Below are 26364 nucleotides of genomic sequence, written 5' to 3' on the forward strand. Positions count from 1 at the left end.
TAACCGGTCAGTCCAGCCAGGCAGCGGCTTCGGCTGCCCAGTACGTCAGGATCATGTCGGCGCCCGCCCGGCGGATCGACGTCAGTACTTCGAGGACGGTCCGCTCGCGGTCCAGCCAGCCGTTCGCCGCGGCGGCCTCGACCATCGCGTACTCGCCCGAGATGTTGTACGCCGCCACCGGCACCGGGGAGATGTCCGCGGCCGCCTTGAGGACGTCCAAATAGGACAGCGCGGGCTTGACCATGATCATGTCCGCGCCCTCGGCGAGGTCCAGCTCGATCTCGCGCAGCGCCTCGCGGGCGTTGCCCGGGTCCTGCTGGTAGGTCTTGCGGTCGCCCTTGAGCTGCGAATCGACGGCCTCGCGGAACGGGCCGTAGAACGCGCTGGCGTACTTCGCGGCGTACGCGAGGATGGCCTTGTCGCTGTGGCCGACCTCGTCGAGCGCGCGGCGGATGACGCCGATCTGGCCGTCCATCATCCCGGACGGCCCGAGCACGTGCGCCCCGGCTTCGGCCTGCGCGACGGCCATCTCGGCGTAGACGCGCAGCGTGGCGTCGTTGTCGACCCCGCCGTCGGCGTCCAGGACGCCGCAGTGGCCGTGGTCGGTGAACTCGTCGAGGCAGGTGTCGGCCATCAGCACGGTGGCGTCGCCGAGCTCGGCCCGCAGGTCGCGCAGGGCGACGTTGAGGATGCCGCGCTCGTCGACGGCGCCGGAGCCCTCGGCGTCACGGGTCTCGGGGATGCCGAACAGCATCAGCCCGCCGACCCCGGCGTTGACCGCGTCGACGGCGGCCTTCCGCAGGGTGTCCCGGGTGTGCTGCACGACGCCCGGCATGCTCGAAATCGCCCGCGGCTGGTCAAGGCCTTCGGCGACGAACATCGGGAGGATCAGCTGGCGTGGCCGCAGCGTCGTTTCTCCGACCAGCCGGCGCATAGCGGGCGTGGTGCGGAGCCTGCGGGGACGATGCTCGGGAAACACCCCTCCAAGTTACTCCGCGCGCTTTCGCCGGGGTCTCGCAAGGGTGCCCAGCGCATTTGCCCCGGAAAGCCGTGAAGGCCACCTTGAGGGACTCTGAGTCCCTCAAGGTGGCCTTCACGGACCAACGAACCTCAGGAGCGGCGGGCCCGCTTGGCCTTGCGGGGCGGCGGCAGAGCACCTTCCGCGCGCAGCCGCGCGGCGTGCTCGGCCAGGGCGTCCACCAGGTGCGGGACGTCGGCCTTCTCCGGCTGGACGTCGACGCGGAGGCCGAACTCCACTGCCGTCTCGGCCGTCTTCGGGCCGATGCACGCGACCAGCGTGCGGGTGTGCGGCTTGCCGGCGATGCCGACCAGGTTCCGCACGGTCGAGGACGAGGTGAAGCAGACCGCGTCGAACCCGCCGGTCTTGATCATCTCGCGGGTCTCGGCTGGCGGCGGCGCCGCCCGGACGGTCCGGTAGGCCGTCACGTCGTCGATCTCCCAGCCGCGTTCGCGCAGGCCAGCCGACAGGGTCTCGGTGGCGATGTCCGCCCGCGGCAGCAGGACGCGGTCGACCGGGTCGAGCACGTCGTCGTACGGCGGGAACTCGGCCAGCAGGCCTTCCGAGGACTGCTCACCCGTGGGAACCAGCTCGGGGATGATGCCGAACGAGCGCACCTTCTCCGCGGTGGCCGCGCCGACGCAGGCGATCTTCACGCCGGAGAACGCGCGGGCGTCCAGGCCGAACTCCTCGAACTTCTCCCACACCGCGCGCACCGCGTTGGTGGAGGTGAAGACGATCCACTGGTAACGGCCGTCGACCAGGCCCTTGACCGAACGCTCCATCTGCGCCGGGCTGCGGGGCGGCTCGACCGAAATCGTGGGCACCTCGTGGGACGTCGCGCCGTGGCCGCGCAGGCGCTCGGCCATCTCGCCGGCCTGCTCCTTGGTGCGCGGCACCAGGACCTTCCAGCCGTACAGCGCGCGGGACTCCCACCACGACAGCTTCGAGCGCTGCCCGGCGGCCTGGCCGATCGTGACGATCAGCGGCCCGACGAGCTCGCCGGCGTCGTTGGCGACCTTCTCGAGCGTGGTGTCGAGGGTGCGCTGGGTGTTGATGGTGCCGTTCGCCGTCACCGCGACCGGGGTCGACGCGGGCAGGCCGTGCCCGGTCAGCGCCGAAGCGGCCTCGGCGAGGTGCGCCGACGACGCGTGCAGCACCAGCGGGCCGGGGGCCGCGGCCAGTGCCGCCCAGTCGACGTCGCCGCGGACGTCGACCTCGGTGTGCGTGCCGCCGAGCGCGACGCCGGCGTAGGCCGGGACGGCCGCGCCCGGGGAGACACCCGGGATGACGTCGAACACGGCGCTCGTGCGGGCGACCGCCTGGACCTCGGCCACCACGGCCGGGGTGGTCAGCGGGTCGCCGGCGATCAGGCGCAGCACCAGCCGGCCGGCCTTGGCCTCGTTGGTCAGGTCCTTGGCGACCTCGGCCGCCTCACCGACGGCGGGCCGGACCTCGGCGCCTTCGGCGGTCATCGCCAGGACGGCCTGGGGCACGTCCGGGTCGGTCACCACGACCTCGGCCTTGGCCAGCAGTTCCTGGGCACGGACCGTGAGCAGGCCGGCGTCGCCGGGCCCGGAGCCCACGAACGCTACGCGCCCGGTGGTCTTTCGCGCGGGGGTCATCTGTGCGTTTCTCCTCTTGCGGCGGCCGTGCTCGATCGCACGGACGCAGGTCTCCTACGTCTTGAGAAGCGCTCGTGAAAGCGCTACTGCGCGGGTCCGGAGAGGGCTCCGGCTCCGAGGTCCAGCAGCTCTGCGGCCAGGTCCTTGCCCAGCTGGGCGGCCTGGTCCTTGTCGGCAAGCGCGATGGCCCGGACCATGTCCACCGCACCTTCCTCGCCCTCGATCGCGGCGGTGCCGCGCAGCGAGATCCGTTCCACGACCTTGCCCTCGGCGTCGAGATCTTCGACGATCTCGGCGAGCGCGCCCACGGGCGAGCTGCACCCCGCCTCGAGCGCGGCCAGCAGAGCACGCTCGGCCGTCACCGCGGCCCGCGTGCCCTCGTCGTCCAACGTGGCCGTGAGCAGGTGCTCGAGGTCCACGTCGTCGGCCCGGCACTCCACCGCCAGCGCGCCCTGTGCGGGCGCGGGCAGCATCTGGATCGGGTCGAGGGTCTCGGTGATCACCCCGACCAGTCCGACCCTGGCCAGTCCGGCACGCGCGAGCACCACGGCATCCAGCTCGCCGTCGGTGACTTTGCGCATGCGGGTGTCGATATTGCCGCGAATCGGCACGATTTCCAAACCGAGACCCAGCGCGTGCAGCTGCGCGGTGCGCCGCAGCGAGCCGGTGCCCACCGTGGAGCCCGGCGGCAGCTCGCCGAGAGTGAGCCCGTCACGCGCGATCAGCGCGTCCCGCGGGTCCTCGCGCGGCGGCACGGCGGCGAGCGCAATGCCCGGCTCCGGCGCGGTCGGGAGGTCCTTGTACGAGTGGACGATGACGTCGACCTCGTTGCGCTGCAACGCTTCCCGCAGCGCGGAGGTGAACACGCCGACGCCGATCGTCGGGATCGGCGCCATGGACTTGTCCCCGGGCGTGGTCACGGTGACGATCTCGACCTCGGCGCCGGTGGCGCGCAGGGCGTCGGCGACGTGCCCGGTCTGGGCGAGCGCGAGCTTCGATCCACGCGTACCCATGCGAATGACTCTGGTCACTACTACTTCTTCTCCGGTGGGGGCGTCGGGCTCGCCACCGCGGCGGGTGCCTGCGGGTCGAGGCAGAACAGTTCGCGCAACGCGTTCGCGTAGTCGGTGTCGGCCGTCTCGGCGGCCAGCTGCTTGACCCGCACCGTCGGCGCGTGCAGCAGCTTGTCGACCACCCGGCGCACCGTGCGGCCGACCTCTTCCCGGACGCCCGCCTCGAGGTCGGGCAGCCGGTGGTCCAGCCGCAGCAGCTCGGCGTCGACGACCTCGGCGGCGCGCTTCCGCAGCGCCGTCACGGTCGGGGTGACCTCGGCGCTGCGCTGGCCGGCGAGGTACTCGCGCACCTCGTCGAGCACGATGCCGGTGGCCTTCGCGGTCTGCCGGTCGGTGGTCGGGGTGCCGGCCTCGCGCATCCGGCGCTGGACGGTGGCCAGGTCGACGACGCGCACGCCCTCGAGGTCACCGACCGCCGGGTCGACGTCGCGGGGCAGGCCGAGGTCGCAGACGACCAGGGCACGGCCGCCGCGGGGCAGCACCTGCGAGGGGCCGAAGACGGCGTCCTGCGCGCCGGTGCAGCAGATCACGACGTCGGCGTCGCGGACGGCGTCCGCGACGAGGGACAGCGGGATCGCGCGGGCGGGGACACCCTGCTCGGTGACGTTCGCGGCGAGCCGGCGGGCGCGGGCGTCGGTGCGGTTGGCGACGGTGATCTCGCCGATGCCGGCCTTGCGCAGCTGGGACGCGCTCAGCGCGCCCATCGAGCCGGCGCCGACGATGACGGCGTGCTTGCCGGTGACGTCACCGGCCGCGGCGAGCGCCTCGGAGACGACCGACGCGCCCAGCTTGTCGAGGCCCGTTTCGGTGTGGACGCGCTTGCCGACGCGCAGCGTGGTCTGGATGAGCTCGTGCAGCGTGCGGCCGACCGTGCCGGCCTCGCGCGCGGTGGCGTAGGAGGAGCGGATCTGGCCGAGGATCTGCGTCTCGCCGACGACCATCGAGTCCAGGCCCGAGGTGACCGAGAAGAGGTGCTCGACGGCCGCACCGGCGTAGTGCACGTACAGGCTGTCGTAGAGGTCGGCGGGGGTCATCCCGGCCTGGCGGGCGAGGACGTCCGAGACGTCGTTCAGGCCGCCGTGGAAGGTCTCGACGACCGCGTAGACCTCGATGCGGTTGCACGTCGAGACGAGCATGACCTCACTGATGTGCTCGGCCTGCTGCAGCTCGTCGAGCACCTTGCCGATCTCGGGCGCCGGTACCGCGACGCGCTCCAGCGTGTTCAGCTCCGCACTCCGATGCGAAAGCCCGACCGCCAAGACGCTCATGCCGTCACCTCGCTGACGCTCGGTGAGCGCCTGAGCGGCTGCGCTGTGTTTATCGATTCACTCGCAAGCTCGCTCATGAGCGCACCACCATTTCCCGTCCGCCGTCCGGACCCGCGCCGTTCCGTCCGCTGCCCTTGCCATTGTCGGACGGCAGACCCGTGCCGGGTAATCCGGAACTGCCCTGATTACTCGCGGCATCGTCCGCCCGGCGGGCCACATGGAACGAGAGTATCTGCAGCTCGACGGCCAAATCCACTTTGCGGACCTCGATGTGAGCAGGAACCTGCAACACGACCGGAGCGAAGTTGAGGATGCACTGGACGCCACCGGCGACCAGGCGGTCGCAGACCGACTGCGCCGCGGTGGGCGGGGTGGCGATCACGCCGATGGAGATGCCGCGCTCGGCGCAGATCCGCGGGATGTCGTCCATGTGGGACACGGGCAGGCCGCCGACCGGCACGCCGATCAGGTCCGCGTCCAGGTCGAACAGGGCTTCGACCGGGAAACCGCGCCCCGGGAAGCCGCCGTAGTTGGCCAGCGCGTGGCCGAGGTTGCCGATCCCGACCACGGCCACCTTGTGCTGCCGGGTCAGGCCCAGGATCCGCTCGATCTGGCTGACGAGGACGCTCACCTCGTAGCCGACGCCACGGGTGCCGTACGAGCCGAGGTACGAGAGGTCCTTGCGGAGTTTCGCCGAATTGACACCCGCCGCCTGCGAAAGCTCTTCGCTCGAAACGGTCGTCGCGCCCTGTTCGGACATCCCGGACAGCACGCGGAGGTAAACGGCGAGGCGGGCGACCGCCGCTTCGGGGATCTGCTTCGCCCGGACGGCCTCAGGGGCATCCCCGCGGCCGTTCGCCGCGGCGGCGGGCACCGCGGGCATCTCGGCCGTCGGGGCGTTGTCGGCGTCCGGTGTTTCCGGGCGGCGGGGCCGTCGTGGCGGCCGGCCGGCGGAGTCCGCTCCGTCGCGTCTCCCCCGCTGTGTCACCACGCCGTTGTCTCCTGCCCGCTGCGCACCTGGCGGCCATCGCCACGACCGTTCGGAACTGTGTCTTGACCCAGGGCCCGGTGTCCGGTTCGATGCCGGACCACCCGGAGGCGATGGTCCTACGGTAGTCCACTTGTGAACGCGCGCACAAAGTCACTGGTCGGAGGCGGTTCCCGAGGGCCGGAGCGCCGCCGGAGATCATGACACCGCGTCAGAATCCTTGTCCGCCAGGCACTTCCGGCGTCAGTGCGCGTCGAGGGTGACGGAGTGCCAGCCGGTGGCGCCGTCGGGCACCGGGTCCGCGGTGTTCTCCGTCTGGGTGTACCCGTCCTGGTCGGTCGCCCGGACGTACGCCTGGTGCGTGCCCCCGGGCACGTCGAGTTCGATCCACCACAGGCGCCAGGTGTCCTTGCTGACCTCGGCCGAAAGAGTGGCTTCGTGCCAGGCGCCCTGGTCGAGCCGGACCTCGACCTTCGCGATGCCGGTGTGCTGCGCCCACGCCGTGCCGGCCAGCCGGACCTTGCCCGCGGTGACGTTGGCGAACCCGGTCGGCGTGTCGATCCGGGACTCGGTCTTGATCGGCGCCTGCTCGGCCCAGCCGCGGTTGAGCCAGTACGACTGCCGGGCGTCCCACTTGGTGAATTCGAGGTCCTTGACCCACTTGGTGGCGGACACGTAGCCGTACAGGCCGGGGATGACGATCCGCGCCGGGAAGCCGTGCTCGACCGGCAGCGGCTCGCCGTTCATCCCGATCGCGAGCATCGCGCCGCGCTGCGGGTCGAGCGCGACGTTCGCCGGGGTGCCGCAGGTCCAGCCGTCGACGCTGGTGGCGAACATCTGCTCGGCACCGGTCTGCACGCCGGCTTCGTCGAGCAGGTCGACGAGGTCGACGCCGATGAACGACGCGTTCGAGATCAGCGGCCCGCCGACCTCGTTGGACACGCAGGTCAGCGTCACCCGGCGCTCGACGAGCGGCCGGTTGCGGATGTCGGCGTAGGTGAAGTTCACCTCGCGGTCGACCATCCCGTGGATCTTCAGGCCCCAGTCCTCGGTGCGGATCTGCGGCACGACCAGCGCGGTGTCGATCCGGTAGAAGTCCGCGTTGGGCGTGATGAACGGCGGTGAGCCGAGCTTCGCGAAGTCGGCGTCGGCGGGCAGCGGCGGCGCGGTGCGCGCGGGCACGAGCGGCCCGACGGCGGCCCGTGAGTCCTCGGCGTTCGTGCTGGTCCCGGCCACCTCACCGACCACGGCGGCGACGCCGGCCCCGGCCGCGATGCCGACGCCGGCCCGCATGAACTTCCGCCGGTCGAAGCCCCGGTCGTACCGGACGAGCTCGGGCGGCAGGGCGAGGCGGTGCAGCATCGTGAACACGGTCAGCCCGGCGACCAGCGCGGCGACCGGGGCGAGCAGGGAGACCTGCCCGAGGTCGGTGCGCACGAACACGGCGGCGATCCCGGCGGCCCCGAGCAGCCCGACCAGCACCTGCCCGGCCAGTGGCTTGCGACGCGACAACTGCCCGGCGATCACCGCGAACAGGACCAGCACCACGGCCAGGCCGACCTTGAGGATCGGCTTGTCCCAGGTGCCCAGCGTCCGCTCGGCCCACTTCACGATGCCGGTCGGGCTGTGGTCGATGACGTAGTTCGCCACGGCGATGAACGGCGACGCCGTGTACCCGACGAAGCCCGCGACCAGGTGCCCGACCCCGAGGGCGGCGGCCAGCGCGAGAAGGCCGATCAGCGTCGCGACCGGCAGCGAAAGCCGCCTGGGCGCCTCGGGTGGGGCAGGCGCGTCCTGCAAGGTGCTCACCACTCCATCTTCGGAGCGATAGGCCGATCGGGTGGGTCCGCAGTGCTTACGGACGTGTTACGGCTTCACCAGGCCGGGAGGTTCAGGACGAAAGGGCCTTGCGCAGCCGGTCCTCTTCGACGCGCCAGTAACCGTGTTCGGCGCCGTCGACCAGGATCACCGGCACGCGGTCGCCGTACTCGGCGCGCCACTCCGGGTCCGTGTCGACGTCCTCGGACTTCCACGCCACGCCCAGTTCGCCGCAGATGCGCTGGACGTCCGCCTCCGCCACCTCGCAGAGGTGGCAGCCCACGCGGCCCATGACCGTCACTTCCTGTGCCATGACGTCCTTACTACCGCAGCCGCACGCGGCGCAGCTTGCCGGTGGCCGAGTGCGGCAGCGACTCGGCGAACTCCACCGCGTGCGGCACCTTGTAGCCGGCCAGGTGGGCCGCGCACTGGTCGACGACCTGCTGCTCGGACAGCGACGCGCCGGCGACCGGCACCACGAACGCCTTCACGGCCTCGCCGCTGCGCTCGTCGACGACGCCCACCACCGCGGCCTCGGCGACCTCCGGCAGCTGGGAGATGACCGACTCGACCTCGTTCGGGAAGACGTTGAAGCCGTTGACGATGATCAGGTCGTTGGCCCGGTCGACCAGGTGCAGGTCGCCGTCGACGTCGAGGTAGCCGACGTCGCCGGTGCGGAACCAGCCCTCGTCGTCGGGGCCGTGGTCGCCGTCGGGCCAGTAACCGGAGAAGAGGTTCGCGCCGCGGATCGAGACCAGCCCGGTCTCCCCCTCGGCCTCGAAGACGTCGTCGACATCGTCCGGGTCGAGCGGCACGGCCTGGTCGGTGCCGTCGCTGTCGACGAGCCGCAGCTCGATGCCGGGCAGCGGACTGCCGACCGAACCGGGTTTCGGATAGCCCGTGACCAGCGTCGACGTCACCACCGGCGCGCACTCGGTCAGGCCGTACCCCTCGAAGACGTCAAGGCCGGTGGCCTCGCGGATCGCGCCGAGCACCTTCGGGTGCAGCGGCGCCGCGCCCGAGGTCATCCGCCGGACGGTGGCCAGCCCGCGCCCGAGCTCCTCGGCGCCCAGCGCCGCGAACTCGGCGTACATCGTCGGGACGCCGGTGATCGTGGTGACGCCGAACTCGGCGCAGTCCGCCAGCGTGCGCTGCGCCTCGAAGCGCTCCGAGAGGATCGCGGTCGCGCCGACCGACGTCGCCTGCAGCAGGCCGGGCCCGAGGCCGTAGACGTGGAAGAGCGGGATGGTGATCAGGACGTTGTCGTCGTGCTCGAGGACGCCTTCGACGCCGCTGAGCTGTTCGAGGTTCGCCAGCAGCGCGCGGTGCGAGAGCATCACGCCGCGCGGCGGCCCGGTGGTGCCCGAGGTGTACGAAACGACCGCTATGTCCTCGCCGTCACCTCCGGCGTCGACGGGTTCGGCTGCTCCATCCGGGTCAGCTTCGGGAGTGAGACCGATCACCCCGGCCGGCAGCGCCGTATCCGTGTCGCGATGAACGACGACCTTGGCGCCACTGTGCTCGAGCAGCTTCTCGAGCTCGGGGCCCGGCGCCTGCGGCGACACCGGCACGGCGACCGCGCCGGCGCGCAGCGCGCCGTAGAACGCGACCGCGAAGTCGGCCGACGTCGGCAGCCGCAGCGCGACCCGGTCGCCGGGTGTGACACCTGCACCCACAAGTGTCTTGGCCTGGGCTTCCGCGGCCGCCGCGAGCTCACGGTAGGTCAGCGTCCGGCCGCCGCCGGTCTCCCGCACGGCCGGGTGCTCCGGCCACGTCGAGGCGGCCCGCGAGAGCAGGTCGCCGACCCCGGACAACGTCTCCGCACCGGCACTCACCCGAGGCCCGCCTTCCTCTCGCCCAGCAAAAGCGTTGCAAGTCTGTCATCTCGCGCGACGTCATGGGGGCACACCGCGAGCGTCGCCTCTTCGCAACACCCGAGCCACTACCTACTTCGCGGTAACTACACGTATGCTGCACTGCGTCGCGGGGGGTGGTGATGATCACTGCCGCGACCGGAGAGAGGGAGTCGCCGTGACGAACTTGCCTGCCCACGAGGCCGTGGGGCATGCGAGCCGGCAGGCCCCTGCTCGCCCGCTGATCGGGGGTACCGTGACCCACTGGGTCACAGCCGCCGCCGGAGGTGCCGCCCGATGACCGTGCCGACCGCCGTGAGCCGCGGACCCGTTTTCATGTTCGCCGAACGTGTCTTCGGGCGATCTTCCGCCGTGCCCGTCAGCCGGCAGGCTTCCACGTCCGCCTCCGCCTCGGCCTCCGACGAAGAGCGCGCCGAAGCCGCCAAGGCCGAGGCTTGGGACCTGGTGCGCGCGGCGCAGGACGGCGACACGTCCGCGTTCGGCCGCCTCTACGACCGCTACGTCGACGTCGTCTACCGCTACGTCCTGTTCCGCCTGGGCGACCGCGACCTCGCCGAGGACGTCACCAGCGAGACGTTCCTGCGCGCGCTGCGCCGGATCACGTCCGTGAGCTACCAGGGACGTGACGTCGGGGCCTGGTTCGTCACCATCGCCCGCAACCTCGTGCTCGACCACGTGAAGTCGAGCCGGTTCCGCCTCGAAGTCGTCACCGACGAGGTGACCGAACCCGGTTCGGCGCCGTTCAGCGTCGGCGCGACCGCGCAGGCCGGCCCCGAGCAGGAGGCCATCAGCCGCGCGACCCGCACCGAGTTGTTGCGCTGCGTCGCGGAACTGGGCGACGACCAGCGGGAATGCATCATCCTGCGGTTCCTGCAGGGACTCTCCGTGGCGGAGACGGCCGAGATCATGAACCGCAACGAAGGCGCGATCAAGGCGTTGCAGCACCGGGCGGTGCGCCGTTTGGCACAACTGCTGCCCACCGGGTTGCGCTGAACCCGCGAACTTTTCGGCTAGTCGACAGAAACCGGTAACCATCGCGGCTTCTGGATCGTTACTCCTGCCAGACCGGTGTCAGGACCGGCCAAGGCCCGAGATGGAGCTGGCGCAGTGAGGTTTGCGCGTGAGCGAGCCGACGCAGATCGGTTCGCGCGTGCTTTGGAGCCGTCCCCGGTACGCCGGGACGGCGAGTTCGCCGACGAGCTGGTCGTCGTCGGCGCACTGCGCGAGCTCGGCGCGGCCGGGGCCCCGGACCTGGAAACCCGGCAGCGGATCCGCGCGGAGATCGCGGGCCGCCTGGAGACGGCGGCGGCCACACCGGTACGGAGGTGGCGGCCGCGGACCGCCGACCTGGTGGCCGCCGCGCTCTTCCTGTTCCTCCTCCTCTCCGGCCTGACCCTGGTGCTGTCCCGGAACGCGTTGCCGGGTGACCCGCTGTACGCCGTGAAGCGCGCCGGCGAGACGACGTCACTGAGCCTGACCTTCGGCGACCAGGAGAAGGCCAAGAAGCACCTCGAGTTCGCCACCAACCGCGTCACCGAGCTCGGCGAGCTGGCCGCGGAAGGCGCGAGCGACGCCGACTACCGGACCGCGTACGACGACTTCGCCAACGACCTGCGGGCCGGCGTCACCCAGCTGACCGCCGTCGCGACCAGCGACGGCAGCGGCGCGCAGCAGCTGTCCGACGTCCGGCTGTGGGCGCGGAACCAGGCGGCGCGGCTGGCGGCGCAGCAGAGTGCGCTGCCGGCCGAGGCGGCCTCGGTGTTCGGCGACGCGCAGACCCTGCTCGGCAAGGTCCAGGAGCGCACGAGCGGCCTGGTGGCGCGGCTGAACTGCTACCAGATCACCACCGGCAAGGCCGACGACCTCGGCCTGCTCCCGGCGACCGGCGAGTGCACCCAGCGCCCGGCGCCGTCGTCGGGCGGGGACCCGTCCTCGGCGCCGACGTCACCGACGTCGGCCGAAGAGACCACCACGCCGACGCCGACCGGCACGCAGCTGCCGCCGTCGTCGGACGCGACGGCGACCGCGGGCACCCCGGCGCCGACCGGCGGGCTGACCCCGCCGCCGGTGTTCGGCCAGCCGCCGACCACGAGCCGGCCGCCGGCGACCTCGACGTCGAGGCCGCCGCCCCTGGTTTCGATCCCGCCGCTGCTGCCGGGCCTGCCGCCGATCATCATCGGCTGAGGTCCGGGCCACACCTGCGACACAGTGGTGGGGGGCTCGCTACCCTGTGCGAAGGACGTTCGGAGGCGGTGTTGCGTGTCAGCTTGGCGTGGCAGGGACAAGAGTCAGGAGCTCGAACGGCTCGCCACGCTCGCGGGCGAGGCGTCGGCCGAGGCCGCCCACGCTCGTGTGGTCTCCGAAGCCGCCGAGCCGCCCACCCCGCCGGCGCCACCGGACCTCACCGCGGCCGCCTTCTTCGACGTCGACAACACGATGATGATGGGCGCGTCGATCTTCTACTTCGCCCGCGGGCTCGCGGCGCGGAAGTTCTTCACCTCGTCCGACCTGGCCGGGTTCGTCTGGGGCCAGATCAAGTTCCGCCTCGGCGGCCGTGAGAACAAGGAAGACATCAAGTCCCACCGCGAGCGCGCTCTGTCCTTTGTGGCCGGTCGCACGGTGGACGAGCTTACGTCGATCAGCGAAGAGATCTACGACGAGCTGATGGCCGACAAGATCTGGTCCGGCACCCGGGCCCTGGCCCAGATGCACCTGGACGCCGGCCAGCGCGTCTGGCTGGTGACGGCGACCCCGATCGAGCTGGCGGCGATCATCTCGCGCCGCCTCGGCCTGACGGGCGCACTGGGCACAGTGGCCGAAACCCGCGACGGCGTCTACACCGGCCGCCTGGTCGGCGACCTCCTGCACGGCCGCGCGAAAGCCCACGCGGTCCGCGCGCTGGCGTCCCGCGAAGGCCTGAACCTCAAGCGCTGCACGGCCTATTCGGACTCGGCCAACGACATCCCGATGCTGTCCGCGGTGGGCACCGCGGTAGCGGTCAACCCGGACGGCGGCCTGCGCGACGTGGCCCGGGCCCGTGGCTGGGAGATCCGCGACTTCCGCACCGGCCGCAAAGCGGCCAAGATCGGCGTGCCTTCGGTACTGGGGGCCGGAGCTTTGGCGGGGGCGGTGGCCGCGGGGATGGCTTACCGCCGCCGCTGAGCCCGCCGCGATCGTGTCGTCCATCCAGGTACGCGTGTCGTCCGGCCGGGTACGCGTGTCGTCCGTTCAATCACGCGAGTCGACCCTTCAATCACGCGTGTCGGCGTTCTGATCACGTCGCCGACCGCGCTCTCGCGTACCTGGATGGACGACTCGCGTACCCGAAGGGACGACTCGCGTGCCTGGATGGACGACACGCGTGATTCCGGAGTCGACTCGCGTGATTGCGGCGACGACACGCGGCCGGAGATCAGCCGCGGAAGACCGACTTGCGCTGCGAAAGCCGCTGGTACAGCGTCTGCTGGATCGACTCGCGCACCTGGTCCGTCAGCTGGAAGACCAGCATCGGGTCGTCCGTGGCGTCGGGCTCGAAGGAGTCCGTGCGGATCGGCTCGCCGAACTCGATGCTCCACTTCGTCGGGAGCGGGACCGCGCCCAGCGGGCCGAGCAGCGGGAAGAACGGCGTCACCGGGAAGTACGGCAGGCCCAGCATGCGGGCCAGCACCTTGATGTCGCCCAGCTTCGGGTAGATCTCCTCGGCGCCGATCACCGACACCGGGATGATCGGGACGCCCGCGCGCAGCGCCGCCGACACGAAACCGCCGCGGCCGAAGCGCTGCAGCTTGTAGCGGGACGAGAACGGCTTGCCGACGCCCTTGAAGCCCTCCGGCCACACGCCGACCAGCTCACCCTTGCGCAGCAGGCGTTCCGCGTCCGCGTTGCAGGCCAGCGTCTGGCCGGACTTGCGGGCGAACGACCCCACCAGCGGCACCTGGAACACCAGGTCGGCGCCGAGGCCGCGCAGGTGCCGGCCGCCGGTCTCGTCGTGAACCGCGACCGCCGTCATCAGGGAGTCCAGCGGCAACGTGCCCGAGTGGTTGGACACCAGCAGCGCGCCGCCCTCGGCCGGGAGGTTCTCGACGCCGTGCGTGTCGACGCGGAACCAGTTCCGGTACAGGGCGCGCAGCGGCGGGAGGAACACGGCGTCGGTCAGCTCGGCGTCGAAACCGAACTCGTCGACCGTGTAGTCGCCGGTCAGCCGGTCGCGGATGAAGCCGAGCGCGGAGCGGGCCGCGGCGGAGAGCACGTCGGGCGGCGGGGCGGGCTGCTCGGCGCCGGGGAACGCGACGACCGGGGCGTCTTCCCGCGCGGCATCGGCCTCCCGCAGGTCTTCCGCGGCCGCCGCGGCGGGCTTCGCCGCCGGCTTCTCCCGGCCCGGTCCGTGCAGGGGGATGACCTGTGCCTCGGCACCGCCCACCGTCTCCGCCTCGCTTTCGAAGTCGTTCAAGTCGTGCGGTCTGCTGCTCACCGGCTCTGCCCGGTCGCCGCGGCGACGAGCACCTTGCCGGCCAGGCCCGCCAGCCGGCCGCCGTCGAGCACCGGGCGCAGGCCGCGTCCGACGATGTAGTCGTCGAACGCCTCACGCGTGGTCCACCGCGGGGTATAGCCGAAATCCTGCTTCAGCTTGGTGATGTCGACCACCCGGCCGAAGTTCAGCAACCGCACCTGGTCGGCGGAGAAGTCGACGACGCGAGCGCCGCGCAAAACCTTGCCGACCGACGGGACCACACTCCGCGGCATCGGCAGCTCGACCCGGCCCGCTCGCCGGATCGCCTGTGAAAGCGTGAGTACCCCGTCCGAGCCGACGTTGAACACGCCGGGCTTGTCCTCGATCGTCGCACGCTCCAAAACGGACAACGCGTCCGAAGAGTGCAGCAACTGGATCCGCGCGTCGTAACCGAAAACGGTCGGGACCACCGGCAGCGCGAAGTAGCGCGAAAGGACGGTGTCGGTCGCCGGGCCGATGATGTTGGCGAAGCGGAACAAAGTGGTCGTGATGTCCGGGCGGCGGCGCGTCAGGCCGCGCACGTAGCCCTCCATCTCGACGGCGTCCTTCGCGTATCCGCTGGTGGACGTCGGGATGAGCTCGGAGTCCTCGGTGAACACCGCCTGCGAGCGCGCGCCCGCGCCGTACACCGCGGCGGTCGACTTGACGACCAGCTTGCGCACCAGCGGCGAACGCTGGCAGGCCGCGAGCAGCCGCATGGTGCCGATGACGTTGACTTCCTTGATGGCCGTGCGACGGCCCGGCCCGGCGGGGTGCGCGGTGCACGACGCGTGCACCACAGTGTCCACTTCGGCCGTGCTGATCACCTTGGCGATCAACGGGTTCCGGATGTCCGCGCGCACGAACTCCGCGTGGCCCATGCGCTGCAGCACCGTCTTGTCCGGCGGAACCGTGTCGACGCCGATGACCCGCTCGAAGTCGGGGTTGTTGCCGAGCCGGGCGAGCAGTTTCCCGCCCAGTTCGCCGGCGACCCCGGTGACGAGCACGATGTTCGACGGCATACAGCTCCCTGCGGCGTAGGGCGAGTGTGGGTTGGCGATCACCCGAGGTGCGCGAACCTGCACTCACTGGAAGCATCGCGCGGGGGACATTGAGATGTTACCGCTCTTCAGTGGTAGTCCCAGGGTGTCTTACATGCTATTAACCGCTACGCCCCGAAAAGCGATGAACGCCTCACTCGAACAGGGGAGGCGTGTCCACCACATGGACGTGGCCCGCCCAGAGACTGGACGGGCCACGGCTACGCTCGGCTGAGCCGGGTTACTACTTGCCGGCCTTACGACGCTGCACTCGCGTGCGGCGAAGCAACTTGCGGTGCTTCTTCTTCGACATGCGCTTACGGCGCTTCTTGATCACAGAGCCCATGGGCGCTCCTTAGTTCGTCGTCGGTCACGCTGCCCGGCGCAGCGTCCAACGGGTGGAGCGCACAGGCACGAGCGGTTTTCCAGGTTACCCGCCACGTTGCGCGGGCCGGTCGGCGGGCACGTCCAAGCCCCGCGCGCCGCTGGCGGCGGCGTGCCCGCTGGCCGGATCAGCCCACGTCGTAATACGCACCCTGGAGGTACTCGTGCACTGCTTTCTCCGGCACCCGGAAGGACTTCCCGACCCTTACGGCGGGTAGCTCACCCGAGTGCACGAGACGGTAGACGGTCATCTTGGAGACCCGCATCAGCGTGGCCACCTCGGCGACCGTCAGGAACTGGACCTGCCCGACTGCCGGCAGATCCTCCTTCTTGTTCGGCGACATTTTTACCGCGTCCTTCGACACGTGTCGCGCCACGAGGCTTCCCCACCTGTGGTATCGACACGCACGTGCTCTATCGAGAGTAGCGGGACTGGTGGGACTAATGCGACGCCTGTCACCGAGATGGGCTCCTACCAGCGCTAACGCACAAGCACTCGCGCGTGCAACTCCAGCCCCACGGAGAACGAAACCCCCCAGACGGGCGAATCCGGGCACACCCAGGGGGCCAGGCCGGCGCCGGGACTAACCCTCGTGGGCCTTGCCCAGCGCTTCCGAGCGGTCTTTGGCCGCTTCGATGGCGTCCAGCAGGGCCGCGCGGACGCCGTGCTTCTCCAGCTCGCGGATCGCGTTGATGGTCGTGCCGGCCGGGGACGTCACGGCCTCGCGCAGCAGCACCGGGTGCTCCTCCGACTCGGCGAGCATCTTCGCCGCGCCGACCGCCGACTGGATGATCAGCTGCCCGGCCAGCGCACGCGGAAGGCCCAGCAGGATGCCGGCGTCGATCATGGCCTCGACCAGGTAGAAGAAGTACGCCGGACCGGACCCGGACAGCGCCGTGACGGCGTCCTGCTGCCCCTCCGGCACCTCGACGACCTGGCCGACGTGCGAGAGCAGGTCCCGGACCACGGCCAGGTGCTCGGCGGTCGCGTGGCGGCCCGCGGACATGGCGCTCATGGCCTCGCCCACCAGCATCGGCGTGTTCGGCATCACCCGCACCACCGGCACGCCCTCGGCCAGCCGGCGCTCGTACAGCGACGTCGGCAACCCCGCGCAGAGGGACACGACCAGCGAAGACGGCCCGAGCAGCGGCGCCAGCTCGTCGAGCACCGGGTCGATGTCCTGCGGCTTGACGGCCACCACGAGCACGTCCGCCCGCTTCGCCGCGTCCTCGACCTCGACACCCTGGATGCCGTAGCGCGCCGTCAGCTCCTCGACGCGCGCCGGGTACCGCTCGGTGAAGAGGAGGTCGCCCGGCGCGTGACCGCCGTGCAGCAGCCCCGAGAGCAACGCCTCGCCGATCTTTCCCGCACCCAGCACCGCGATGACCGTCATGGCGTCAAGCGTGCCAAACGCCCCTCAGCGGCCCGGTGCCGGGCCTGGGCCATCGCTCAGCCGCCCGGGGCCGGGGCCAGCCCCAGCTGCCGCGCCTGGCACACCAGCCGCCCCTGCGAGTCGATCACCGTCGCGTCCGAGTCGAACCACGACTCGTGCACCGACCTCGACTCGACGATGACCCGCAGCCAGCCCGGGGCCGGGCGGGTGCGCAGCAGGGCCGTCAGCTGGACCGTCGGCGCCCAGCCGATCCGGCCGAGGTTCATCACCACCGGCGGGTTGACGTCCGAGGCGAGCAGCGTGAAGTACGGGTCGACCAGGCCGTGGCGCGGCCGGACCCACAGGCGCATCCGCGGCGGCTCGCCGGTGCGCCCGGACAGGTAGCCCGCGGTCGCCGGGTCGAGCCGGACGTCGCAGCCCTTGGCCAGGTTGAACGGGCCCTCGGGGCTCTCCGGCATCGTCAGGGCCCCCGGAGACGGCTCGGCGGGCATCGACGGCACGTCGGTCCACTCCGGGCGCCGCATCGGCAGCCGCCCGGTGGTCACGCGCGCCTCGACGCAGCTGCGGCCACGCTGCTCCAGCCGGACCTCGACGACCGTGGCGCGCCGCCCGACCTTCCGGACGTCCGTGCGCAGCAGCACCGGGCCGAGTGCGGGCGCGTGCAGGAACTCCGCGCTGACGACCAGCGGCTCGGCGTGCGGCTCGCCGCGCTCCTGGAGCGCGGCGATCGCCGCCTTGGCCAGCAGGGCCAGGAGGAACCCACCGTGCGGATGGGTCCCGATGGCCCACTCCGCGCGCAGCACCGCGGTGAAGGTGCCGTCCCCCATCGACCGCGTCGCAGTCGCCGTGTCGAAGGACACGGCGATGCCGTCCGTTGCGCTCACGAACGCGCGGCCCCGTCCGTGGCCACCGTCCCGAGCGGGGAAAACGGGTCCTGACCGGGGAGGGCGGAGATCAACGACAGCAACGGGTTCACAGTCGGAACTTTACGTGTTCGCCTGCCCGTTTTGGAGGCGGGCGTCGTGGTGCGTGCTCAGTTACTGCCCGAGGTGGAAGCGGGCGAACAGCAGCGCCTCGGCGAGGTCGCGGACGCGCTGGGCCTGGGTCAGGGCGTGCCGGGTGTTGATCTCCAGCACGATCTGGCCGGCGAAACCGTTGCTGACCAGCTTCTCCAGCAGCGCGGCGCACGGCTGGCCGCCGCGGCCCGGCACCATGTGCTCGTCCTTGGGGATCCCGGTGCCGTCGGCGAGGTGGACGTGCGTGAGGCCCTCCCCCATCCGCTGCGCCAGCGCCAGCGCGTCCATCCGCGCCGCCGCGGTGTGGGACAGGTCGAGCGTGTAGTGCCGGAACCCGACGTCGGTGGGGTCGATCGACGGCCGGAACGCCGAGACGCGGGCGTTCTTCGACCCGCCCGGCGGCCGGACCTTGAACATGTTCTCGACGGCGATCTCGACACCGCTGGATTCCTCCAGCTCGTCGACGAGGTCACCGAACGCGTCGCCGTAGCGGCGCTGCCAGCGGAACGGCGGGTGCACCACCACGGTCCGCGCGCCGAGCTCCACGGCGGCGTCGACCGACATCCGCAGCCGCTCCACCGGGTCCGGGGACCAGATCCGCTGGGTGATCAGCAGCGACGGCGAGTGGATCGACAGCACGGGCACGCCGGTGCGGCGCGACCAGCGGCGCAGCGCCGTGACGTCCTGGCTGACGGCGTCGGCCCAGACCATCACCTCGACGCCGTCGTAACCGAGCTCGGCGGCCAGCTCGAACGCCGAGCCGGCCTTGAGCGGCCACACCGACGCCGTGCTGAGGCCGACGGGCACCGGCTTCTCGTCTGTCACGCCGGACATCCTGCCTCGTCACCGAGGGTGGGCCGCACCGCCGGGCCGGGAAGGGGACGCAGGTCTCGTCCCCGACCCGGCGCTCAGCGTCCGACCAGCAACAACGCTGCCGGTGAGACGGTCACGACCAAGCCGACCAACACGGCGAGCACCGTCGTCTGCAGGTCTTCGGCGCGACGGATCTTCCGCACGATCCAGACCAGCGCGACGACCACCAGCAGCGCCGCGACCAGCGCGGCGGCCGGGAGGTTCACCCACAGCCAGTTGAAGCCGAGCCAGACGGCCGCGCCGCCGACGACACCCAGCGCGAGCTGGCCGGCCAGGCCCAGCCACTGCTTGCCCGGTGAGCCCGCCGGCTCCGGCTCGGCGACCGGCTCCGGGACGTCGTCGTCGTACTCGTCGTCCTCGTAGCCGTCGCCCTGCTCGTAGCCGTAGTCGTCCTGCTCGAAGTCCGGGCCGCCGGGCGGGTAGCCGGGCTCGGCGAACTCGCGCTCGTACGGCTCGAGGTCGTCCGGGATCGGCGCCCGCGAGGCGCGGTCGCCGCCGGGCGCGAACGGCATCGGCGGCGGGTACGTGCCGGTCGGCGGGCCCGCGTCGTAGGCGGCCTGGTAGCCGCTGCCTTCCGGGGCGAAGCCGTCGTCGGGCTCGAAGTCGTCGTCGGGGTAACCGTCGTCCGGGGTGTCGGTGGGCACCACCGGCATGACACCGATCTCGGTGTCCTCCATCTGCTCCTTCTGGCGGCGCTTGCGCCAGTTCGCGAGCCCCGCGGGCGTGGAGATGTCCGGGATCTCGGCCGGCTTGCCCTTCCGCGGCGGGGGCGGCGGCTCCTCGTCGGGGACGGCCGAGAACTGCTCGGTGTACGCCTCCTGCTTCGGCTGCGGACGGCGTGCCGGACCCCGGCGCGGCCGGCCGGGCGCGCCGGGCGGCGGCGCGAACGTGCCACTGGCCATCGGCGGTGGCGGCCCGTCGATGTCGGCGTCCGGGGTGCCGTTCAGCCCGTCGAGACGGGCCGACAGCGGGCCGCCGGGCGGCGGGGTCGGCAGCTGCTGCGAAGGCTGCGGTGGCGGCGGCGGGCGACGCCGGACCGGCGGCACGGCGGCGCGGGTCTCCTCGGCCGCCGGCGGCGGCGTCGGCAGCTGCTGGGACGGCTGGGGTGGCGGCGGCTGGCGACGCGGCGCGGCGCGAGGCGGCACCGGCAGCTGGGCCGACTCCTGCGGCCGCGGCGGGGCCGGCGGCGGTGGTTCCTGGGGCGCCGGGCGGCTGAACTGCCCGGACTCCTGCGGCGGCCGGGCGTACTGGCCCGAGTCCGGCGGGACCGGGCGCGCGTACTGGCCGGACTCGGCACCGCCGGGGGCGGGCCGGGCCGGGGGCTGCGGCGGACGCGGCATCTGCTGCGAGTCCTGCGGGACCGGGCGCGGCGCGGGCGGCGGCGGGGCCGGCGGCTCGGAGCGGCGCCGTCCGGTGGGCCGGGCGGGCGGTGCGGGGGGCGGCGGACCGCCGCCCTCGTTGGCGACCCGGTCGATGATGGCCTGCGGGCCGGTGTCGCTCACACCGGGACGCCGGTGCGACCCGGTCGTCGGGGCGGCGGGCGGCGCCTCGGGGGTGCCGGGCTCGTCGTCGTCATCGGCCGCGCGCCGGCGGCGACGGCGTCCGCCGTCGACCTGCGCACCGTGCTGGGCGAGCAGCTCAGCCACGGTCTTCTGCGGCTGGTCGCCTCCGGTCTGGTCCGTCATACCTGGTAATCCCCCGCGCGCCCCGAGTTGTCACGGCCGGCACCTCGGGAAGAGGCTCCCGACGGCACGCCGGCGGCGCAGCGCGCGCTGTACGTCGTCCTCTGCATGTCCGTCACCTCTCCATCGTGCCCGTGCTTCCAGCAAAACACCGTCTTGGGTGAAGTCCAGTCGTCTGCTTTCACCGGTCCTCCTGTGCGCCGAAACGCGCCGCGAGGGCGGCTCCAGTTTCATCCGCGCCGGTGGAATGGTCCAGCCGCCGCAGGATGACACCTTCTCGCAGAGCCCACGGGCAGATCTCGAGTTCCGGCAATCCGAGCGCCCGCATCGTGGCCTGCGCGACGAGCGCGCCGGCCACCAGCTGGTGCGATCGACTCGAACTGACCCCCTCGAGCTGGGCCAGATCGGCCGAGGGCATCCGCGAGATGAAGGCCAGGAGCTGGCGCAATGCGGTGTCGGAGAGCGTACGTCGCACTCGCGGGCCCGCCGCCGAGGGGGCGGCGCCGGTCAGCCGGGCGAGTGACCGGAACGTCTTCGACGTCGCGACGACGCGGTCGGGTTCACCCCATTTGGTGACCTTCCGCGCGAGCTCGGTCAGCTGGTCGTCGAGCCACGCCGAGGTGGCGACGAGCTCCGAGCGCGTCGGCGGGTCGTGCCGGAAGCGGGTGCGCGTGGTGCGCCCGGCGCCCAGCGGCAGGGATTCGGCCAGCACGGGCTCTTCGTCACGGCCCATCGCGATCTCCAGCGAGCCGCCGCCGATGTCGAGCACCAGCAGCTGACCGGCCGACCAGCCGTACCAGCGGCGGACGGCGAGGAAGGTCAGCCGGGCTTCGTCGGTGCCGGAGAGGACCTGCAGCTCGACGCCGGTTTCGTCGGCCACGCGGGCCAGCACCTTCGCCGAGTTCTTCGCCTCGCGGACCGCGGACGTGGCGAACGCCATGACCTCTTCGCAGCCGAGCCGGACGGCGGCCGCCTTGGCCGACTCGACGGCGGTGACGAGCTCGTCCGCGCCGGTCTTGCTGAGGTCTCCGGTGCGGGTGATCCGCTCGGCCAGCCGGAGCACGGACTTCTCGGAATGCATCGGGGTCGGGTGGGCGCCACGGTGGGCGTCGACCACGAGCAGGTGGACGGTGTTGGAACCGACGTCGAGTACCCCTAGGCGCACGGGGATCCAGCGTACCGGCCCGAGCGTCAGGTCTCGAACATGTAACCAACAACACTCGGTGCGGTACCGCCCCGGCGCGCCTCCACACCGGGGCGATACCGCCCGAAGTGGACTTTTTACGTCTCGAACTTGTAGCCCAGGCCGCGAACCGTCACCAGGTGGCGCGGCGAACCCGGGTCCGGCTCGATCTTGGAGCGCAGGCGCTTCACGTGGACGTCGAGGGTCTTGGTGTCGCCGACGTAGTCCGCGCCCCACACCCGGTCGATGAGCTGGCCGCGGGTCAGCACCCGGCCGACGTTGCGGAGCAGGTACTCGAGCAGGTCGAACTCCTTGAGCGGGAGCGACACCTCCCCGCCGTCGACGGTCACGACGTGCCGTTCGACGTCCATCCGCACCGGGCCGGCCGAGAGCACCAGCGGGGCCAGCTCGCCTTCGGAGCCGGGCTCGCCGCCGCGCCGCAGCACCGCGCGGACCCGCGCGATCAGCTCACGCGCCGAGTACGGCTTGGTGACGTAGTCGTCCGCACCCAGTTCCAGGCCGACGACCTTGTCGATCTCGCTGTCCCGCGCGGTCACCATGATCACCGGCACGGCGGAGCGCTGGCGCAGCTGCTTGCAGACGTCGGTGCCGCTCATGCCCGGCAGCATCAGGTCGAGCAGGACGATGTCGGCGCCGTTGCGGTCGAACTCCTCCAGCGCCGCCTGGCCGGTGCCCGCCACCGCCGCGGTGAAGCCTTCCTTCCGCAGCAGGAAGGCGAGCGGGTCGGCGAACGACTCCTCGTCTTCGACGATGAGAACCCTGGTCACAGGTTTCCTCCATGATCTGGGCTTTCCTGCCCGGTAACCACGAGCCTCTGGGTGCGCTCGGGGGTCTTCTCCTGCCGTGGTGCCGGCGAGGTCTTGGCCGCCCGCGCCGGCTCGGTGGCCGGTTCGGGGCGGACGTGCGCGGGGATCCGGAGGGTGAACGTCGAGCCGGTGCCCGGACGGCTCCACAGCCCGACCGAGCCACCGTGGTTGGCCGCGACGTGCTTGACGATCGCCAGGCCGAGCCCGGTGCCGCCGGTGGCCCGCGACCGGGCCTTGTCGGCGCGGTAGAACCGCTCGAACACGCGGGTCTGCTCGTCCTCCGGGATGCCGATGCCGCGGTCGGTGACGGCGATCTCGACCATGCCGTCGGCCAGCCGCCTGCTGATCGACACCGGGCTGCCGGCCGGCGAGTACGCGACGGCGTTCTCCAGCAGGTTCGACAGCGCGGTGACCAGCAGCGTCCGGTCGCCCTCGATGAGCAGGCCGCTGGCCGGGTCGGTGGTGATGCTGATGTCGGCGGACTCCGCCGAGAGCGTCGTGCGGCCGAGCGATTCGCGCACGACCGCGTCGACCTCGACGACGTTGAGGTCGGGCAGCCGTTCGGCCCCCTGCAGCCGGGACAGCGCGATCAGCTCGGTGACGAGCTGGCCGAGCCGGGTGGACTCGCGCAGGATCTTGCCGCCGAAGCGGCGGACCTCCTCGACGTCCTCGGCGGCGTCGAGCACGGCCTCGGTGAGCAGCGCGATCGCGCCGACCGGGGTCTTGAGCTCGTGGCTGACGTTGGCGACGAAGTCGCGGCGCACGGCCTCCAGCCGGATGGCCTCGGAGTGGTCGACCGCCTCGACGACGGTGAAGCCGTCGCCGAGGGGCCGGACCTGGCCGAGCACCGCCTCCGGCTGGCGGCCGCGCGCTTCCAGCGGCGAGAGGTCGATCTCCATCGGCTCGTCGGTCTCGACGACCTGTTCGGCGGCCTTGCGGGCCCGCGGGTCGGCCTGGTTCACCCGGACGAGGCCGAGCTCGTAGGCGCGCGGGTTGTGCAGCACCATGTCGCCGAACTTGTTGAGCACGACGACGCCGTTGTGAGAGGACCGGACCAATCGCTCCAGCAGCTCCGCGACGGTCGGGCCCGGCGGCCGGGCTTCCTCGCGGCGAAGGCGCGCCCGCGCGACGAAGTAGCCGACCACCACACCGGCCACCAGGGTTCCGATGGCCAGTGCTAGTGAAACAGGCGTGGTCACAGGCCGATCGTAAGCTGTGATGTGGCCCTTCGGCCTAGCGTTGTCCGCCTTGTCGTGAGCACCGCGACACCTGGCGACGACTTGTTCGCCGCGGTGTCAGCCCACGTTCACCCGGCCGATTCCCGAGCGAGACATTCCGGGTGAATCAGTGCTCTCGTTCGAGTGTCGCCAGATCGTCTTCCGTGAGCACCAGCGCCGCCGCGGCGACGTTCTGCTCGAGGTGCGCGAGATCACCCGTGCCCGGGATGGCGAGCACGTGCGGGCCCTGGTGCAACGTCCACGCGAGCCGGATCTGCGCCGGGGTGGCGTCGTGGCGCTTCGCGACCTCCGCGACGCGCGCGTCCTCACCCGTTCCGCTGGCGACGGCGAAGAACGGCACGAAGGCGATGCCGCGCTCGCCGCACATCCGGACGATCTCGTCGTCCTCCCGGCGCGCGGTGAGGCCGTACTGGTTCTGCACGCAGACGACCGGCGCGATCGCCAGGGCTTCGGTGAGGTGTTCCGGGCCGACGTTGGAGATGCCGAGCTCGCGGATCAGCCCCTCCTCGCGCAGTTCGGCGAGCGCGCCGAAACCGTCGGCGAGGGAGCCGTCGCCGCGGTCGAGGCCTTCGCCGATCCGGTAGTTCGCGATGTCGAGGTGGTCCAGACCCAGTTCGCGGAGGTTCTCCTCGACCTGGGCCCGCAGCTGCTCCGGCCGGGCGGTGTAGAACGCGCCGGTGAAGTCGCGGCCCGGGCCGACCTTGGTGGTGATCGTCAGGTCGTCGTACGGCGACAGGGCGCTGTTGATGAGCTCGTTCGCCGAGCGCGGGCCGGCGAAGTAGAACACCGCGGTGTCGATGTGGTTGACGCCGAGCTCGACGGCGCGGCGCAGGACCGCGATGGACGTCTCGCGGTCGCGGATGCCGCCGTCCGAAGTGGACATCAGGCGCATCGCGCCGTAACCGAGCCGGTTGACTTCGAAGGAGCCGAGCTTCCAGGTGCCCGCCGCGGCGGCGGGAAGGGTGTTCGTGGTCATGCCTCCAGCTTCGCGGGGCGGACTCGCCACCACCGGTTTTGGCAATTTGCTGCCAGACTGGAATGCGTGGAGAGAGTCAGTGATGTCGTCGTGGTGCGCGGTGAGGCCGAGCTGTTCGAGCGGACGGCCCACCTGTTCGCGGCCGCGACGGAGGTTTCGTGCGCGGCCCGCGACCTGCACACGTGGTCGGTGGCGCACCCGACGGCGCCCGAGCGGGAGCAGGCGGTGCGCGCCGCGAACGTCCGCAAGATGTACCTGCCCGGCGTGCTGTTCGACCCGAAGCTGGCCGAGCACCTGCGGTTCATGGCCACGCACGGTGCCCGCATCCGGATCACCGAGCGCGAGGTCAACGAGACGATCCTGCTGGACCGCCGGATCGCGATCGTGGCCGGCGACAACGTCGGCGGTGTCCGCAGCTACACGGTCGTCAGCAGCCCGGAGCTGGTCCAGGGCATCCAGTCGTTGTTCGAGGCGGCCTGGGCCGGCGGCACCGACCTCGAGTCCTACCAGGCCCGGTTCGCCGAGCTGGGCGCGCGCGAGATCCTCGTGCAGCTGGCGTCCGGCTGCAAGGACGAGACGGCGGCACGGGCCCTCGGCGTGGGCGTGCGGACCTACCGGCGGCGGGTGGCGGAGCTGATGGAACTGCTCGGCGCGTCGTCGCGGTTCCAGGCCGGAGCGCGGGCCCGCGAGGCCGGGCTTCTGTGAGGCGAGCGCTGCTGGCGCTGGTCCTCACGACCTCGGCGTGCTCGGCGTGCTCTTCGGCGGTCTCCGGCACGGCCAAGCCGCTCGACGGCAACCTCGCGATCGTCAACGGACCCGGGACCGCCGCCGCACTCGACGCGGTGAAGACGGCGGCCGAGGCGGTCTTCAGCTACGACTCGGCGAACCCGGCCGCGTTCGACCAGGCCGTCGCGGCGAACGTGGCCGGAACCGCGAAGCAGCAGCTCGCGACCTTGTTCGACGCGGTCAGGAAGAGCCCGCAGCCGGTCCACCTGACCACGCGCGTCGTGCGGAGCGCGGCGATCGAGCTGACCGGTGACCGGATCCGCGAGCTGGCCGTGCTGGAGCAGGTCAACGGGACCTCGAAGGGCCTGGCCACGGCCGCCTTCACCGCGGTGAAGACCGACCGCCGCTGGCTGCTCGCCGACTTGGCGGTGAACCCGGCGAAGCCGCCGCCGGCACCGCACCCGGACGACGGCAGCATCGCCGGTCTGCGGGATTCGGCGCTGGCCGGGGCGCACACGGTCGCGGGCGCGCTGTTCACGACCGACAGCGGCGACCCGGACGGCTCGTACGCCCGCGCCGAAGCGGCCTCGGCCGGCCCGCTGCTGGACGACTACCGCGCGAAGAAAGCGACCTACGTCGACGCGATCCGCACGAGCGGCAGCAAGGTCGCGCCCGGGCCGGACCCGATGGCCGGCGTCACCGCCCTGACCGGCGGCACGGCGAGCGTGTTGTTCTTCACGACGCTCAAGGTGACCGGCGCGGACGGCAAGCCGGCCGACCGGCCCTTCACGGCGGAACTCGACCTGGTCCGCGAAGGCACCACCTGGAAGGCGACCGCGGTCCGGGCCGTCACCGCATCCTGAACGCCGTGA

Annotated in this window: 25 protein-coding genes; 5 read left to right on the top strand and 20 right to left on the bottom strand. The window is 71.8% G+C overall.

All coding sequences use genetic code 11. The annotated features are described in order from the left end of the window. Positions 1 to 7: 7 nt before the first annotated feature. From hemB to ACIOD2_RS18615, 8 genes are all read right to left on the bottom strand, one after another. Positions 8 to 979, bottom strand: coding sequence for a porphobilinogen synthase (hemB, locus tag ACIOD2_RS18580; RefSeq protein ID WP_392758244.1), 972 nt, complete (start codon positions 977 to 979; stop codon positions 8 to 10). Between the two features lie 131 nt (positions 980 to 1110). Continuing rightward, positions 1111 to 2643 carry a uroporphyrinogen-III synthase gene (locus ACIOD2_RS18585; protein ID WP_400539306.1) on the bottom strand — a complete coding sequence of 511 codons (1533 nt, stop codon included), beginning with the start codon at positions 2641 to 2643 and terminating at the stop codon, positions 1111 to 1113. A gap of 83 nt (positions 2644 to 2726) precedes the next feature. Then, positions 2727 to 3656 carry a hydroxymethylbilane synthase gene (gene hemC / locus ACIOD2_RS18590; RefSeq protein ID WP_400539308.1) on the bottom strand — a complete coding sequence of 310 codons (930 nt, stop codon included), beginning with the start codon at positions 3654 to 3656 and terminating at the stop codon, positions 2727 to 2729. Between the two features lie 20 nt (positions 3657 to 3676). Continuing rightward, on the bottom strand, positions 3677 to 4984 hold the full coding sequence (locus ACIOD2_RS18595; RefSeq protein WP_400539310.1) for a glutamyl-tRNA reductase: 1308 nt from the start codon (positions 4982 to 4984) through the stop codon (positions 3677 to 3679). A 73-nt stretch (positions 4985 to 5057) separates the two neighbouring features. Next, positions 5058 to 5975, bottom strand: coding sequence for a redox-sensing transcriptional repressor Rex (locus tag ACIOD2_RS18600; RefSeq protein WP_400539312.1), 918 nt, complete (start codon positions 5973 to 5975; stop codon positions 5058 to 5060). 240 nt (positions 5976 to 6215) lie between these two features. Then, a complete protein-coding gene (locus ACIOD2_RS18605; RefSeq protein ID WP_400539314.1) occupies positions 6216 to 7781 on the bottom strand; it encodes a molybdopterin-dependent oxidoreductase in 1566 nt (521 codons plus the stop codon). A gap of 82 nt (positions 7782 to 7863) precedes the next feature. After that, positions 7864 to 8103: a glutaredoxin family protein gene (locus ACIOD2_RS18610; protein WP_400539316.1), complete on the bottom strand. Its 240-nt coding sequence runs from the start codon at positions 8101 to 8103 to the stop codon at positions 7864 to 7866. A 10-nt stretch (positions 8104 to 8113) separates the two neighbouring features. Then, positions 8114 to 9625 carry an AMP-binding protein gene (locus ACIOD2_RS18615; RefSeq protein WP_400539318.1) on the bottom strand — a complete coding sequence of 504 codons (1512 nt, stop codon included), beginning with the start codon at positions 9623 to 9625 and terminating at the stop codon, positions 8114 to 8116. A gap of 315 nt (positions 9626 to 9940) precedes the next feature. On the opposite strand from ACIOD2_RS18615, the gene ACIOD2_RS18620 reads away from it, so the two are divergent. From ACIOD2_RS18620 to ACIOD2_RS18630, 3 genes are all read left to right on the top strand, one after another. Then, positions 9941 to 10657: a sigma-70 family RNA polymerase sigma factor gene (locus ACIOD2_RS18620; protein WP_400539321.1), complete on the top strand. Its 717-nt coding sequence runs from the start codon at positions 9941 to 9943 to the stop codon at positions 10655 to 10657. Positions 10658 to 10771: 114 nt separating this feature from the next. Then, positions 10772 to 11848 carry a DUF5667 domain-containing protein gene (locus ACIOD2_RS18625; protein ID WP_400539324.1) on the top strand — a complete coding sequence of 359 codons (1077 nt, stop codon included), beginning with the start codon at positions 10772 to 10774 and terminating at the stop codon, positions 11846 to 11848. A 75-nt stretch (positions 11849 to 11923) separates the two neighbouring features. Next, positions 11924 to 12826 (top strand): HAD-IB family hydrolase, encoded by a 903-nt coding sequence (locus ACIOD2_RS18630; RefSeq protein WP_323329360.1) that lies wholly within the window; start codon positions 11924 to 11926, stop codon positions 12824 to 12826. Between the two features lie 250 nt (positions 12827 to 13076). Here ACIOD2_RS18630 and ACIOD2_RS18635 read toward each other — a convergent pair whose 3' ends face one another. From ACIOD2_RS18635 to ACIOD2_RS18690, 12 genes are all read right to left on the bottom strand, one after another. Next, on the bottom strand, positions 13077 to 14114 hold the full coding sequence (locus ACIOD2_RS18635; protein ID WP_400540399.1) for a lysophospholipid acyltransferase family protein: 1038 nt from the start codon (positions 14112 to 14114) through the stop codon (positions 13077 to 13079). Positions 14115 to 14131: 17 nt separating this feature from the next. After that, positions 14132 to 15175, bottom strand: a complete 1044-nt coding sequence (locus tag ACIOD2_RS18640; protein ID WP_400539328.1) for an NAD-dependent epimerase/dehydratase family protein — start codon at positions 15173 to 15175, stop codon at positions 14132 to 14134. Positions 15176 to 15437: 262 nt separating this feature from the next. Continuing rightward, positions 15438 to 15539, bottom strand: a complete 102-nt coding sequence (locus ACIOD2_RS18645) for a 30S ribosomal protein bS22 (protein WP_007030867.1) — start codon at positions 15537 to 15539, stop codon at positions 15438 to 15440. A gap of 166 nt (positions 15540 to 15705) precedes the next feature. After that, positions 15706 to 15921: a helix-turn-helix domain-containing protein gene (locus tag ACIOD2_RS18650; RefSeq protein WP_013222402.1), complete on the bottom strand. Its 216-nt coding sequence runs from the start codon at positions 15919 to 15921 to the stop codon at positions 15706 to 15708. A 240-nt stretch (positions 15922 to 16161) separates the two neighbouring features. Further along, the gene (proC, locus tag ACIOD2_RS18655) at positions 16162 to 16971 is read right to left on the bottom strand and encodes a pyrroline-5-carboxylate reductase (RefSeq protein ID WP_400539333.1); all 810 of its coding nucleotides are present in this window, start codon (positions 16969 to 16971) and stop codon (positions 16162 to 16164) included. 56 nt (positions 16972 to 17027) lie between these two features. Further along, positions 17028 to 17798 (bottom strand): thioesterase family protein, encoded by a 771-nt coding sequence (locus ACIOD2_RS18660; RefSeq protein ID WP_400540401.1) that lies wholly within the window; start codon positions 17796 to 17798, stop codon positions 17028 to 17030. A 210-nt stretch (positions 17799 to 18008) separates the two neighbouring features. Further along, a complete protein-coding gene (locus ACIOD2_RS18665) occupies positions 18009 to 18821 on the bottom strand; it encodes a sugar phosphate isomerase/epimerase family protein (RefSeq protein ID WP_400539336.1) in 813 nt (270 codons plus the stop codon). Positions 18822 to 18895: 74 nt separating this feature from the next. After that, entirely contained in the window at positions 18896 to 20545 is a 1650-nt protein-coding gene (locus ACIOD2_RS18670; RefSeq protein ID WP_400539339.1) for a hypothetical protein, read from the bottom strand. A 178-nt stretch (positions 20546 to 20723) separates the two neighbouring features. After that, the gene (locus ACIOD2_RS18675; RefSeq protein WP_400539342.1) at positions 20724 to 21707 is read right to left on the bottom strand and encodes a Ppx/GppA phosphatase family protein; all 984 of its coding nucleotides are present in this window, start codon (positions 21705 to 21707) and stop codon (positions 20724 to 20726) included. Positions 21708 to 21823: 116 nt separating this feature from the next. Continuing rightward, positions 21824 to 22513, bottom strand: a complete 690-nt coding sequence (locus tag ACIOD2_RS18680; protein WP_285482158.1) for a response regulator transcription factor — start codon at positions 22511 to 22513, stop codon at positions 21824 to 21826. Next, a complete protein-coding gene (locus ACIOD2_RS18685) occupies positions 22510 to 23751 on the bottom strand; it encodes a sensor histidine kinase (RefSeq protein ID WP_400539345.1) in 1242 nt (413 codons plus the stop codon). Before ACIOD2_RS18685 ends, ACIOD2_RS18680 begins: the two co-directional genes overlap by 4 nt. Positions 23752 to 23896: 145 nt before the next feature. Then, a complete protein-coding gene (locus ACIOD2_RS18690; RefSeq protein WP_400539348.1) occupies positions 23897 to 24766 on the bottom strand; it encodes an oxidoreductase in 870 nt (289 codons plus the stop codon). Positions 24767 to 24832: 66 nt separating this feature from the next. Between ACIOD2_RS18690 and ACIOD2_RS18695 the strand changes: the two genes are divergently transcribed. Together ACIOD2_RS18695 and ACIOD2_RS18700 are read left to right on the top strand one after the other, a co-directional pair. Next, on the top strand, positions 24833 to 25471 hold the full coding sequence (locus ACIOD2_RS18695) for a DNA-binding response regulator (protein ID WP_400539351.1): 639 nt from the start codon (positions 24833 to 24835) through the stop codon (positions 25469 to 25471). After that, the gene (locus ACIOD2_RS18700; RefSeq protein ID WP_400539353.1) at positions 25468 to 26355 is read left to right on the top strand and encodes a hypothetical protein; all 888 of its coding nucleotides are present in this window, start codon (positions 25468 to 25470) and stop codon (positions 26353 to 26355) included. The genes ACIOD2_RS18695 and ACIOD2_RS18700 overlap by 4 nt, the downstream gene beginning before the upstream one ends. Positions 26356 to 26364: the final 9 nt, after the last annotated feature.

Source organism: Amycolatopsis sp. NPDC088138, assembly GCF_044741685.1.
GTDB lineage: Bacteria > Actinomycetota > Actinomycetes > Mycobacteriales > Pseudonocardiaceae > Amycolatopsis.